Below are 13,435 nucleotides of genomic sequence, written 5' to 3'. Positions count from 1 at the left end.
TTCTGAAATTTGCCCGACCAGGTAGTTCCTATGTCCGACCGCAGCGCTCGTCTCCAAGCACTCCAGAACGCACTCAAGGAGCGCATCCTGATCCTCGACGGCGGCATGGGTACTATGATCCAAAGCTACCGGCTCGAGGAACACGACTATCGTGGCACGCGTTTCGCCGATTGGCCAAGCGATGTCAAAGGTAACAACGACCTGTTGCTGCTCAGCCGCCCGGATGTGATCGCCGCCATCGAAAAGGCCTACCTGGATGCCGGCGCCGATATCCTCGAAACCAACACCTTCAACGCCACGCAGATTTCCCAGGCCGACTACGGCATGGAATCGCTGGTCTACGAGCTGAACGTCGAGGGCGCGCGCATCGCCCGCCAAGTGGCCGATGCCAAGACCCTGGAAACCCCGCACAAGCCGCGCTTCGTCGCTGGCGTGCTCGGCCCTACCAGCCGCACCTGCTCGATTTCCCCGGACGTCAACGACCCAGGCTACCGCAACGTCACTTTCGATGAGCTGGTAACGAACTACATCGAGGCCACCCGCGGCCTGATCGAGGGCGGCGCCGACCTGCTGCTGATCGAGACCATCTTCGACACCCTCAACGCCAAGGCGGCGATCTTCGCCGTGCAGCAGGTGTTCGAGGAAGACGGCATCGAACTGCCGATCATGATCTCCGGCACCATCACCGACGCCTCGGGCCGTACCCTGTCGGGCCAGACCACCGAAGCGTTCTGGAACTCGGTACGCCACGCCAAGCCGATTTCCGTGGGCCTGAACTGCGCCCTCGGCGCCAAGGACCTGCGCCCGTACCTGGAAGAGCTGGCGACCAAGGCCGACACCCATGTCTCGGCCCACCCCAACGCCGGCCTGCCAAACGCCTTTGGTGAATACGACGAAACCCCGGCAGAAATGGCCGTGGTGGTCGAGGAATTCGCCGCCAGCGGCTTCCTCAACATCATCGGCGGCTGCTGCGGCACCACGCCGGGCCACATCCAGGCCATTGCCGAGGCCGTCGCCAAGTACAAGCCGCGCGAGATTCCGGAAATCGCCAAGGCCTGCCGCCTGTCGGGCCTGGAGCCGTTCACCATCGATCGCCAGTCGCTGTTCGTCAACGTCGGCGAGCGCACCAACATCACGGGCTCTGCCAAGTTCGCCCGGCTGATCCGTGAAGAGAACTACACCGAAGCCCTGGAAGTCGCCCTGCAACAGGTCGAGGCCGGCGCCCAGGTGATCGACATCAACATGGACGAAGGGATGCTCGATTCCCAGGCTGCCATGGTCCGCTTCCTCAACCTGATCGCCGGCGAGCCGGACATCTCGCGCGTGCCGATCATGATCGACTCGTCCAAGTGGGAAGTGATCGAAGCGGGCCTCAAGTGCATTCAGGGCAAGGGCATCGTCAACTCCATTTCCATGAAGGAAGGCGTCGAGCAGTTCAAGCACCACGCCCGCCTGTGCAAGCGTTATGGCGCTGCCGTGGTGGTGATGGCCTTTGACGAGGTCGGCCAGGCCGACACGGCCGCGCGCAAGAAAGAGATCTGCCAACGCAGTTACGACATCCTGGTCAATGAAGTGGGCTTCCCGCCGGAAGACATCATCTTCGACCCGAACATTTTCGCCGTCGCCACCGGCATCGAAGAGCACAACAACTACGCCGTCGATTTCATCGAGGCCTGCGCCTACATCCGCGACCACCTGCCGCACGCCCTGAGCTCGGGCGGTGTGTCCAACGTGTCGTTCTCGTTCCGTGGCAACAACCCGGTGCGGGAAGCCATCCACTCGGTGTTCCTGTACCACGCGATCCAGAACGGCCTGACCATGGGTATCGTCAACGCCGGCCAGCTGGAGATCTACGACGAGATCCCGCCTGCACTGCGTGAAAAGGTCGAGGACGTGGTGCTCAACCGCACCCCGCATGGCACCGACGCACTGCTGGCCATTGCCGACGACTACAAGGGCGGCGGCGCAACCAGGGAAGTGGAAAACGAAGAGTGGCGCTCGCTGCCGGTGGAAAAACGCCTGGAGCACGCGCTGGTCAAGGGCATTACCGCGTTCATCGTCGAAGACACCGAGGAATGCCGCCAGCAGTGCGCCCGCCCGATCGAAGTGATCGAAGGCCCGCTGATGAATGGCATGAACGTGGTCGGCGACCTGTTCGGCGCGGGCAAGATGTTCCTGCCCCAGGTGGTCAAGTCGGCCCGCGTGATGAAACAGGCGGTAGCACACCTGATTCCGTTCATCGAAGCCGAGAAAGGCGACAAGCCGGAAGCCAAGGGCAAGATCCTGATGGCCACGGTAAAAGGCGACGTGCACGACATCGGCAAGAACATCGTCGGCGTGGTGCTGGGCTGCAACGGCTACGACATCGTCGACCTCGGCGTGATGGTGCCGGCCGAGAAGATCCTGCAAACCGCCCGCGACGAGAAGTGCGACATCATCGGCCTGTCCGGCCTGATCACGCCGTCGCTGGACGAGATGGTCCACGTGGCCCGCGAAATGCAGCGCCAGGGCTTCCAGTTGCCGCTGATGATCGGCGGCGCCACCACCTCCAAGGCGCACACCGCAGTCAAGATCGAGCCCAAGTACAGCAACGACGCCGTGGTCTACGTCACCGACGCCTCGCGCGCGGTAGGTGTTGCCACCCAGTTGCTGTCCAAGGAGCTGAAAGCCGGCTTCGTCGAGAAGACCCGCCAGGAATACGAAGAAGTACGCGAGCGCACCGCCAACCGCAGTGCCCGCACCGAGCGCCTGAGCTACGCCCAGGCTATCGCCGCCAAGCCGCAGTACGACTGGGCTGGCTACCAGCCAGCGGTGCCCTCCTTCACCGGCGTCAAGGTGCTGGAAGACATCGACCTGCGCACGCTGGCCGAGTACATCGACTGGACCCCGTTCTTCATCTCCTGGGACCTGGCCGGCAAGTTCCCGCGCATCCTCACCGACGAAGTGGTCGGCGAAGCGGCGACGGCGCTTTACAAAGATGCCCGCGAGATGCTCGACAAACTGATCGACGAAAAACTCATCAGCGCCCGCGCGGTGTTCGGCTTCTGGCCGGCCAACCAGGTAGCCGATGACGATATTGAAGTGTACGGCGAGGACGGCCAGGCCCTGGCTACCCTGCACCACCTGCGCCAGCAGACCATCAAGCCGGACGGCAAGCCCAACTGGTCGCTGGCCGACTTCGTCGCGCCGAAGGCCAGTGGCGTTACCGACTACGTGGGCGGTTTCATCACTACCGCCGGCATCGGTGCCGAGGAAGTGGCCAAGGCCTACCAGGACAAGGGCGACGACTACAGTTCGATCATGGTCAAGGCCCTGGCCGACCGCCTGGCCGAGGCCTGTGCCGAATGGCTGCACGAGCAGGTGCGTAAAGAGCACTGGGGTTATGCCCGCGACGAACACCTCGACAACGAGGCGCTGATCAAGGAGCAGTACCGCGGCATCCGCCCGGCCCCCGGCTACCCGGCCTGCCCGGACCACACAGAGAAGGAAACCCTGTTCCGCCTGCTTGATGGCACTGCCATCGGTGAGACCGGGCCGAGCGGCGTGTTCCTCACCGACCACTTTGCGATGTTCCCGGCGGCGGCGGTCAGCGGCTGGTACTTTGCCCACCCGCAGGCGCAGTACTTTGCGGTGGGCAAGGTCGACAAGGACCAGATCGAGCGCTACAGCGCGCGCAAGGGCCAGGATGTGAGCGTCAGCGAGCGCTGGTTGGCGCCTAACCTGGGTTACGACAGCTAAGACCCTTGGGGCCGCTTTGCGGCCCATCGCGACACAAGGCCGCTCCTACAGGAGAATGCAATCCTTTGTAGGAGCGGCCTTGTGTCGCAATGGGCTGCACAGCAGCCCCAATAGCCACCTACACTGTCCCTGATTGCCTCTGATTTCCTCAGGAGCCACCATGGACGATTCCAGCCAGGGCAAGCCCCCTACCTTCTGGCAGATGCTGCACAGCATCCTCGCTGCCGCCTTCGGCGTGCAAAGCGGCAAGAACCGCGCCCGCGACTTCACCCACGGCAAGGCCAGCCATTTCATTGCGCTGGGGACGCTGTTCACCCTGGTGTTCATTGCCGTACTGATCGGCCTGGTGCAATTGGCCCTGCACCTTGCGCGCTAGCGAAAACGCCTGCGGGACTCCCTCCCGCAGGCGCTCTGGCTGCATCACGGTCTTGAATACAAGTCTACTGGTGGCTGACCCAATACACGGCAGTGACCACCACCAGAACGATCAGGCAGAGGATCGCCCAGGCATCGACGCTGCTGTCAGCTTTGCGGACCTTGGTTGAGTTTCCCATTGCATTGCCTCTTGTAGTGGTTATGGGAATGCACTTCACCACCAGCAGTTAAGACGAGCAATGCCCTTCCCTCAAGCAGGGTCTTTCAATAATTGATCGGTGATGTCAGAAATGGGTACTGGTAGTCGGGCGGCCGCCCTTCGGCACTGTAATGCTGGAAATCGATACCGTAGTCGGGCCGTTCCAGTAGTTTCAGCCAACGGGTTGCCTTGGCCTGGTCAATCGACTGCAACACCGGGATGCGATGCTCGCGCAGGCCATCGCGGTTCACCGTCAGTCCCTGGGCATCATCGTGCAGCATCACCATGGCCCAGCCGCCGAGGGTGAAATGCCCGCCCATCAGCACGCTAAGACGCCCGTCGATTCGGGCATGCAGGGCCTCGGGCGAGCTGTTGATGGCGCTGAACAGCACATCGCGCCCCGGCTTGCGCCCTGCCTCCTCGAACGCCTGCATGGCACCAAAGGCCATTTCGTCGTTGGCCGACCATACCAGGCGGGTGGCCGGGTAGCGCTCCACCAGTTGCTGCGCCTGCTCGTAGGCGCGCTGGCGGCTCCAACCACCATATACCACCTGGCGCAGGCGCACCTGGGGGAAGTCGGCCAGGGCGCGGCGCATGCCCTCCTCGCGCAGCTGCGAGGCCGGGGTGGTCTTGACCCCGGCAAACGCCAGCAGGTCCACCGGCCCACTGTCGCGGGGCAATTGCGCGACCATCTGGTGCAACATCTCAAAACCCGCCTGCTCGTCGTTGGCCGTCAAGGTGCCCAGCAGCTCGGCATACTTGTCCGGCTGGGCCTCGATGCTACGGGCCTGGCTGGCAGTCAGGCCGTTGTTGACCAGGAACAGTTTGACGCCGGTGCCACGCGACAGCCGGATGATCTCCGGCGCCACGTACCGCTCATTGACCAGGACCAGGTAATCCGGCCGCTGCGGTCCGCCCAGGATAGCCCTGGCCTGGGTCAGCGCCAGGTCGGCGCGGCGTTCGCTGTACTCCACGCGCAGGGTCATGCCCAGCTCATCCGCGGCGGCCTGCATGAAGCGCGTATAACTGGTCCAGAACGTCTCGGTGGACAGCCCCGGGTTGAGGAAAACCACCGAAGCCGGTTGCGCACTTGCCGCCAGCGGCAAGGCAAGACACAAGCTTTGGCACAACGCCTTGAGCATGGGCTGACATCCCTGCGAAGCAAACGCCGGATTATAAACGCCAAGCCACGCCCAGCGCACAAATGGCAGTCAGTCTCACATAGTCCATTTGGTTCTTTTCATATGCAAAAACATCACTTTAGCGCATAAACGCAACCTGCTATCGTTCCCCGGCTCCGAAGCGGAGTGCGCGGCCGTGCGCGCGAATAGCTGCATGCCTGAGACAGGACTTTTATGTACGTATACGACGAGTACGATCAGCGGATCATCGAGGACCGCGTCAAGCAGTTCCGTGATCAGACCCGCCGCTATCTGGCCGGTGAGCTGAGCGAAGAAGAATTCCGCCCTCTGCGCCTGCAGAACGGCCTTTACATCCAACGTTTCGCGCCGATGCTGCGCGTCGCCGTGCCGTACGGCCAGCTGAACGCCACCCAGGTCCGCACCCTGGCCAGGATCGCCCGCGACTACGACAAGGGCTACGCCCACATCTCCACCCGCCAGAACGTGCAGTTCAACTGGCCGGCCCTGGAGGACATCCCGGACATCCTCGCCGAACTGGCCACCGTGCAGATGCACGCGATTCAGACCAGCGGCAACTGCCTGCGCAACACCACCACCGACCAGTTCGCCGGTGTGGCCGCAGACGAAATCGTCGATCCGCGCCCGTGGTGCGAAATCGTCCGTCAGTGGACCACCTTCCACCCGGAATTCGCCTACCTGCCGCGCAAGTTCAAGATTGCCATCAACGGCTCGCAGGAAGACCGCGCCGCCATCGAAGTGCACGACATCGGCCTGGAGCCGGTGCGCAATGCCGCTGGCGAGCTGGGCTTCCGTGTGCTGGTCGGTGGCGGCCTGGGCCGTACCCCGGTGGTTGGCTCGTTCATCAACGAGTTCCTGCCGTGGCAGGACCTGATCAGCTACCTTGACGCCATCCTGCGCGTGTACAACCGTTACGGTCGCCGTGACAACAAGTACAAGGCGCGGATCAAGATCCTGGTCAAGGCCCTTACCCCGGAAGTGTTCGCCGAGAAGGTCGAGGCCGAAATGGTCCACCTGCGCGGCGGCAGCACCACCCTGACCGAAGCCGAAGTGCAGCGTGTATCGCGCCACTTCGTCGACCCGGCCTACCTGGCCCTGGACAACGTCGACTACGCCGCGCAGGACGCCGAGTACCCAGGCTTCGCCCGCTGGCGCTCGCGCAACACCCGCGCCCACAAGCGCCCTGGCTACGTGGCCGTGACCCTGTCGCTGAAGCCCACCGGCGTTGCACCTGGCGATGTCACCGACAAGCAGCTGGACGCCGTGGCCGACCTGGCCGAGCGCTACAGCTTCGGTTTCCTGCGCACGTCGCACGAGCAGAACATCATTCTTGCCGACGTCGAGCAGCGTCAGCTGCATGCCCTGTGGCTGGAGCTGCGCGAAAACGGCTTCGCTACCCCGAACATCGGCCTGCTGACCGACATCATCTGCTGCCCGGGCGGTGACTACTGCTCGCTGGCCAACGCCAAGTCGATCCCGATTGCCGAATCCATCCAGCGCCGCTTCGACGACCTGGACTACCTGTTCGACATCGGCGAGATCGACCTGAACATCTCCGGCTGCATGAACGCCTGCGGCCACCACCACGTGGGCCACATCGGCATCCTCGGCGTGGACAAGAAGGGTGAGGAGTTCTACCAGGTGTCGCTGGGCGGCAATGCCGCGCGTGGCGCGAGCCTTGGCAAGATTCTCGGCCCGTCCTTTGCCCAGGATGACATGGCCGATGTGATCGAGAAGCTGATCGCCGTGTACGTCGAGCAACGTACCGAGGAAGAGCGTTTCATCGACACCTACCAGCGTATCGGCATCGACCCCTTCAAGGAACGCGTCTATGCAGCGAATCATTAAGAACAACCAGATCGTCGACGAAACCTGGCATCTGCTGCCCAAGGAAACGTCCTTTGACGAGCTGACCAACTGCGACGACTACATCGTCCCGCTGCAGATGTGGCGCGACCATGCCCATGCGCTCAAAGCCCGTGACGGTGGGCTGGGCATATGGCTGGACAGTGACGAAGAAGCCGAAGAAATCGGCGAAGACGTGCAGCACTTCCAGGTCATCGCACTGAACTTTCCGGCGTTCACCGACGGGCGCAACTACTCCAATGCGCGCCTGCTGCGTGACCGCTACAAGTTCAAGGGCGAACTGCGCGCCATCGGCGACGTGCTGCGCGACCAACTGTTCTTCATGGCCCGTTGCGGCTTTGACGCGTTCGCCATCCGCGCCGACAAGGACCCGGAAGACGCGCTGCAAAGCCTGAAGGACTTCTCGGTGACCTACCAGGCCGCCACCGACGAGCCGCTGCCGCTGTTCCGCCGCCGCTGATCGTCACCTTGCAATGCCAGACGGCCCGCCTATATGGCGGGCCGTTTCGTTTTCCTGTACCGGCCTCTTCGCGGGTGAACCCGCTCCCACAGGTACTGCACCGTTCTTGAGTGCGGCGCGGTCCCTGTGGGAGCGGGTTCACCCGCGAAGAGGCCGGTACAGGTTTACCCTGCATTCCCCCAGCAACAGTCACGGCACAGCGACCTATTCTTGCCTCCCAGTCAAATGACCTTGGCCCCGCCCCACCTTAATCAATCCCCCTCAAAGCCGCACACTGCTCCCCACACGAAGAGCGATCGAACCCGAGCGACCAACCTCGATTCGGCTCACCCCCTCACTCACCAGGAGCAGATCCATGAGCGTTCCATCCTTCGGCCTCGGCACCTTTCGCCTAACCGGCCAAGCCGTCATCGATTCGGTCAAGTCGGCCCTGGAACTTGGCTACCGCGTCATCGACACCGCGCAGATCTACAAGAACGAAGCCGACGTCGGCCAGGCCATCGCCGAAAGCGGCGTCAAGCGCGGCGAGCTGTTCATCACCACCAAGATCTGGGTCGAAAACTACGCCGCCGACAAGCTGGTCCCCAGCCTGCGCGACAGCCTGCAAAAACTGGGCACCGACTACGTCGACCTGCTGCTGATCCACTGGCCGGCCCCAGGCAACGGCGTTGCGCTGCCCGAGTACATGGCCGCCCTGGCCGAAGCCAAGAAGCTGGGCCTGGCCCGCCAGATCGGTGTGTCCAACTTCAACATCGAACTGACCCGCCAGGCCATCGAAGTGGTCGGCGAAGGCGAGATCGCCACCAACCAGATCGAACTCAGCCCCTACCTGCAGAACGGCAAGCTGACCGCGTTCCTCAAGGAGCAAGGCATCACCGTCACCTCGTACATGACCCTGGCCTACGGCAAGGTGCTGAAAGACCCGGTACTGGCCGACATCGCCGCCAAGCACAAGGCCACCGTGGCCCAGGTTGCCCTGGCCTGGGCCCTGCAGCTGGGCTACGCGGTGATCCCGTCGTCGACCAAGCGGGAAAACCTGGCCAGCAACCTGCTCGCACGTGACCTGAAGCTGGACGCTGACGACATGGCACGCATCGCCAAGCTCGAGCGCAACGGCCGTGAAGTCAGCCCTGACGGCCTGGCGCCAATCTGGGATTGATGCCATGACCACGCCCCTCGAACGCCTGACCGCTGGCGGCTTCAGCATCGGCCTGGAAGCGCCGCTGGACCACGACTGGACCCCCGCCGGCGACCAGGCGCGGCGCCGCGATGGCCGCCAGTTCGGCGAGCCGGACCTGGCCCGCCACGCAGAACTGGCACAACTGGCCGATCGCCTAGGCTACCGCGCCCTGTGGGTCCGCGATGTGCCGCTGTACGACCCGTCGTTCGGCGATGCCGCCCAGGTGTTCGAGGTGTTTGCCTACCTCGGCTACCTGGCCGGGGTAACCCGCGACATCCTGCTTGGCACGGCCGCCGTGGTGCTGCCGATTCGCGAACCGCTGCTGACCCTGAAATCGGCCAACAGCGTGCAGCGCCTCAGTGGCAACCGCCTGCTGCTGGGCGTGGCCAGTGGTGACCGGCCGGTGGAGTACCAGCCGACACAGCCTGATAGAGCCCCCTTGCCCCATCTCCGGCGGTCTTCATTGTTCCACGCACTGCAATTATGATGTGCCAGGCACACCCATTCTCTATTCGGCCAGCGGCTACTACTCTCCTACCAGCCAATCGAACTGAGGAGTATCGCGATGTCCCGCCCACCCCTGCCGCCCTTCACCCGCGAAAGCGCCATCGAAAAGGTCCGCCTGGCCGAGGATGGCTGGAACAGCCGCGACCCGGCCAAGGTCGCGCTTGCCTATACCATCGACACCGTGTGGCGCAACCGCGCCGAGTTCCCGCGCGGTCGTGCCGAGGTCGAGGCGTTCCTGACGCGTAAATGGAACCATGAACTGGAGTACCGCCTGATCAAGGAGCTTTGGGCCTTCACCGGCAACCGCATTGCCGTGCGCTATGCCTACGAGTACCACGACGACAGTGGCCAGTGGTACCGCGCCTATGGCAATGAGAACTGGGAGTTTGCCGAGGACGGGTTGATGCAGAACCGCCATTCGAGCATCAACGAGCACCCTATCAGTGAAGCCGAGCGCAAGTTCCACTGGCCGCTGGGCCGGCGCCCGGATGATCACCCCGGGCTCAGCGAACTGGGGCTCTGATCAGCCCTGCGGCAGCATGATCCTGACTTCCAGCCCGCCACCCGGGCGGTTGCCCAGGGACATGCTGCCCCCCTGCTCCAGCACGATGGCACGTGCTGCGGGCAGGCCCAGCCCCACGCCACCGGTATTGCGGTTGCGTGAACCTTCGATACGGTAGAACGGCGCGAATACCTGCTCGTGCAGCTCCGGCGCAATGCCCGGCCCGCGATCCTGCACGGTAATCTCGATCTGCCTGGTATTTACCGCCAACACCACCGTGGGCTCGCAGCCGTATTTCGCTGCATTGTCGATCAAGTTGACCAGCACCCGCTTGATACCCACCGGCCGCCCCGTATACACACAGCGACGCGGCCCGCTGAGGCCGACCTCGACCCCCGCATCCTTGAAGTCGTCCACCACGGTCAGCAGCAATTCGCCGAGGTCGAATACGGTCGTCTGTTCCAGCCGCGCGTCATCACGGAAGAACCCCAACGCCGCATCGACCATCGCCTGCATCTCGTCGACGTCCTTGAACAACTTGGCCTGTAGCTGGGCATCGTCGATGAACTCGGCGCGCAAGCGCATGCGGGTCAGCGGTGCACGCAGGTCATGGGAGATGGCCGCGAGCATCTGGGTGCGGTCGTTGAGAAAATGCTTGAGCTGCGCCTGGGTGGCATTGAACGCAAGAATGGTCTGACGCAGGTCGTGCGGGCCAACCACCGGAATGGGCGGGGCGTTGAAGTCCTTGCCAAAACGCCGCGCACCTTCGGCAAAGCGCTCCAGCGGCTTGGCCAGGTAGCGGGTGGCCAGCAGCGCGACGACAAGGCTGGAAACCAGCATCAGCCCGAGGATGATCAGGTTGCGCGGCAGTTCGTCCAGGCCCCAGCTACGGTTGGTGGCACGGAACAGCACCCAGGACTTGTCGGTCAGCTCGATCATCAGCGCATAACCACGCTCAGGTGCGTACTCCGGCATGTCGGACGGTGCGAAGGCCTCGACCCTGGCATCCGGGCGCTTGAGCAATGCGCGCAGGATAGGCGTGCCCTCGCTGAACTCGGCATCGACCAGCACGGGTACGCCCGCTTCGTCATGGCGGCGCAGCCAGCGCACGGAGTATGAGCCGTCGCCCGCCGCACTGGCGATGTTGGCGCGCTGCGCCATGGGCGCGACGTCGAGGATGCGAGTGACCGCTGCAACCTTCTCGATCACCCCGCTCTCCAGCAGCGGTGGCTGCGCCCAGACACTCAGCAACAGGCTGAACAGCCCCTTGAGCAGCAACAGGAACAGCATCGCCGTCAGGGTGGTCAGCGCGATCCAGCGGGCAATGGTGATCCTGGGCCGTGGCAGGGCCTGGCGAACCCTGGCGAGCAGCTTCATCGCTTCGCGACCGTGGGCGTGAACAGGTAACCGGCGTTGCGCAGGGTACGGATCAACGGCTCGTTGCCGTTGTCGGTTTCAAGCTTGCGGCGCAGCCGGCTGACCTGGACGTCGATACTGCGATCATAGGCGTCGTAGGCATCGCCACGGGCCATGTCCAGCAACTGCTGGCGGCTGAGCACCCGCCGCGGATGTTCGGCGAACACCAGCAGCAGCTCGAACTCACCGTTGGACAAGGGGATCATGACGTTGTCCGGCGAACGCAGCTCGCGCCGCACCACATCCAGCCGCCAGCCGGCAAACTCCAGGGTCGCGCAGGCATGGCCCGCCGCGTTCCCGGCCGCTTCGCCGGCACGGCGCAGCACTGCCCTCACCCGGGCCAGCAGTTCACGGGCGGCGAACGGTTTCGTCAGGTAGTCGTCTGCCCCCAGCTCCAGGCCAACCACCCGGTCACTCAACTCGCCCATGGCGGTGAGCATGATCACTGCCACCTTGTGCTCGGCCAGCAGGCGCTGGCACAACACCAGGCCACTGTCGCCAGGCAGCATCACATCCAGGATGACCAGGTCCGGCACCCGCCGCTCGACGGCCTGCCACAGCGCCTTGCCATCCCTGGCCACATCAACCTCGTAGCCATGTTGGCAGAGAAACTTCTGCAGCAGGTCGAGCACCTCGACATCATCGTCGACTATCAGCAAATGGCTCACAAAAAAGCACCGCAAAACAAGGTTATCAGGCCGTACTTTAAGGCCATCTCCACGTAGCCGTCATATATTTCAACCCGGAAACAAAGTGTCGACGCTGAGACAATCCGGACATTACCAGGCAAAGAAAACTGCGCAGCATCGCTGCCAGTTCTTGCCAGGAATGTATCTATGTCCCGTTCATCATCCGCCTCCCGCTCAGCGCGCTCAGCCGCGCTGGCCTTGTCGCTGCTTGCGGCGGGAGGCTGCAGCCAACGCGCACCGGCCACGGCGGCCTGCGGCAATGTCGCCTATCAGGTCAGTGACCCGGCGGAGCCCGCCAACCGCGCCGTATTCGCCTTCAACCGCACGGTCGACGACTATCTGCTGGCCCCCGTCGCACGGGGCTACACCGCGCTGCCCGATTTTGCCCAGCAGGGCATGCACAACTTCGCCAGCAACTTCGGTGAGCCGAAGGTGTTCGTCAACGACCTGCTGCAGGGCAACGGCGAACGGGCGATGACCAGCCTCTCCCGCTTCATCTTCAACACCACCCTGGGTGTGGCAGGGCTGGTCGACGTGTCTGGCAAGATGGGGCTGAGCCAGCATCGCTCGGACTTTGGCCAGACTTTCGGGGTGTGGAACATCGCCTCTGGCCCCATCGTCGAGCTGCCGCTGCTGGGCACCCACAACCTGCGTGATGCCACAGGCACGCTGCTGGGCCTGGCACTGGACCCGTTTGGCGGCAACAGCGATACCGTCGAAACCATGGGCAACGTAGCCACGGCCGGCGGCATCGTCGATGCACGGGCCGAAGCACTGCCGCTGACCGACCTGCTGCGCACCTGGCCTGACTACTACGTTGCGATGCGTGACTACACCGCGCAGCGGCGCAGCAACCGGGTGGCAGAAGGCAAGGCCGGCGAGCCGGGCACCTGGCCAGTGAATTGCGCAGGGGGTGCCCATGAAGAATGATGCCCAAGGCGCCATGCTGCTGTTCAGGCGCCTGGAAGGCGCTGCCCGGCAACCGCTGTTGCTGCATGAACTGGAGGCCCGGGTTTCGGCCGATGGCCGGAGCCTGGTGCTGAGCCGCTATCGCGAACGCTTTACCGCCGAGGGCAAGCCCTACCGACACGAGGCTCACCGCAGCGTACCGATTGCAGCATTGCTGCGCTGGGTGGCGCGGCACGAACGATGAATTCGAGGGCGGCCAAGTGTCAGCAGGGACCCTGTGGGAGCGGCTTTAGCCGCGAACACCGGCGCAGCCGGTGCCATGCACCGCGCTGGATTCTTCGCGGGTGAACCCGCTCCCACAGGGTACGCGGACCGCCTGCGAATTCAGGGCGTCAGGCCCGGGATGTCCGAAACGCGACAGTGGCTGCCTGTTC

The 13,435-nt window shown here is 63.7% G+C and carries 11 protein-coding genes and 1 pseudogene; 9 read left to right on the top strand and 3 right to left on the bottom strand.

All coding sequences use genetic code 11. The features are described from left to right. Nucleotides 1–30: 30 nt before the first annotated feature. Together metH and NY023_RS10230 are read left to right on the top strand one after the other, a co-directional pair. On the top strand, nt 31–3,738 hold the full coding sequence (metH, locus tag NY023_RS10235) for a methionine synthase (RefSeq protein ID WP_013971946.1): 3,708 nt from the start codon (nt 31–33) through the stop codon (nt 3,736–3,738). Nucleotides 3,739–3,898: 160 nt separating this feature from the next. After that, nucleotides 3,899–4,114 carry a DUF2970 domain-containing protein gene (locus NY023_RS10230; protein ID WP_003256398.1) on the top strand — a complete coding sequence of 72 codons (216 nt, stop codon included), beginning with the start codon at nt 3,899–3,901 and terminating at the stop codon, nt 4,112–4,114. Nucleotides 4,115–4,377: 263 nt separating this feature from the next. On the opposite strand, the gene NY023_RS10225 is transcribed toward NY023_RS10230, so the two are convergent. Then, the gene (locus tag NY023_RS10225) at nt 4,378–5,454 is read right to left on the bottom strand and encodes an ABC transporter substrate-binding protein (protein WP_013971945.1); all 1,077 of its coding nucleotides are present in this window, start codon (nt 5,452–5,454) and stop codon (nt 4,378–4,380) included. Between the two features lie 213 nt (nt 5,455–5,667). Here NY023_RS10225 and NY023_RS10220 point away from each other — a divergent pair, with 213 nt between their 5' ends. From NY023_RS10220 to NY023_RS10200, 5 genes and pseudogenes are all read left to right on the top strand, one after another. Next, nucleotides 5,668–7,320, top strand: coding sequence for a nitrite/sulfite reductase (locus NY023_RS10220; protein WP_013971944.1), 1,653 nt, complete (start codon nt 5,668–5,670; stop codon nt 7,318–7,320). Continuing rightward, a complete protein-coding gene (locus tag NY023_RS10215) occupies nt 7,304–7,798 on the top strand; it encodes a DUF934 domain-containing protein (protein ID WP_013971943.1) in 495 nt (164 codons plus the stop codon). Before NY023_RS10220 ends, NY023_RS10215 begins: the two co-directional genes overlap by 17 nt. A gap of 355 nt (nt 7,799–8,153) precedes the next feature. Then, nucleotides 8,154–8,957 (top strand): 2,5-didehydrogluconate reductase DkgB, encoded by an 804-nt coding sequence (gene dkgB / locus NY023_RS10210; RefSeq protein ID WP_013971942.1) that lies wholly within the window; start codon nt 8,154–8,156, stop codon nt 8,955–8,957. Nucleotides 8,958–8,961: 4 nt separating this feature from the next. Continuing rightward, nucleotides 8,962–9,390 (top strand): annotated as a pseudogene (locus tag NY023_RS10205) (LLM class flavin-dependent oxidoreductase); the annotation flags it as partial. Nucleotides 9,391–9,543: 153 nt separating this feature from the next. Further along, nucleotides 9,544–10,008: a DUF1348 family protein gene (locus NY023_RS10200; RefSeq protein WP_013971940.1), complete on the top strand. Its 465-nt coding sequence runs from the start codon at nt 9,544–9,546 to the stop codon at nt 10,006–10,008. Here the strand turns inward: NY023_RS10200 and NY023_RS10195 are convergent, their stop codons facing one another. Next, nucleotides 10,009–11,364: an ATP-binding protein gene (locus NY023_RS10195; RefSeq protein WP_013971939.1), complete on the bottom strand. Its 1,356-nt coding sequence runs from the start codon at nt 11,362–11,364 to the stop codon at nt 10,009–10,011. Continuing rightward, nucleotides 11,361–12,071: a response regulator gene (locus NY023_RS10190; RefSeq protein ID WP_013971938.1), complete on the bottom strand. Its 711-nt coding sequence runs from the start codon at nt 12,069–12,071 to the stop codon at nt 11,361–11,363. Before NY023_RS10190 ends, NY023_RS10195 begins: the two co-directional genes overlap by 4 nt. Before the next feature lie 168 nt (nt 12,072–12,239). Here NY023_RS10190 and NY023_RS10185 point away from each other — a divergent pair, with 168 nt between their 5' ends. Together NY023_RS10185 and NY023_RS10180 are read left to right on the top strand one after the other, a co-directional pair. Further along, the gene (locus NY023_RS10185; protein ID WP_041506154.1) at nt 12,240–13,022 is read left to right on the top strand and encodes a VacJ family lipoprotein; all 783 of its coding nucleotides are present in this window, start codon (nt 12,240–12,242) and stop codon (nt 13,020–13,022) included. After that, nucleotides 13,012–13,245, top strand: a complete 234-nt coding sequence (locus tag NY023_RS10180; protein WP_013971936.1) for a hypothetical protein — start codon at nt 13,012–13,014, stop codon at nt 13,243–13,245. Before NY023_RS10185 ends, NY023_RS10180 begins: the two co-directional genes overlap by 11 nt. Nucleotides 13,246–13,435: the final 190 nt, after the last annotated feature.

It is taken from the genome of Pseudomonas sp. NBB (assembly GCF_032701105.1).
In the GTDB taxonomy this organism is placed as follows: Bacteria; Pseudomonadota; Gammaproteobacteria; order Pseudomonadales; family Pseudomonadaceae; genus Aquipseudomonas; species Aquipseudomonas asiatica.
The sequence above is the reverse complement of the archived record's forward strand: the minus strand, read 5'-3'. Positions and strand labels throughout refer to the sequence as shown.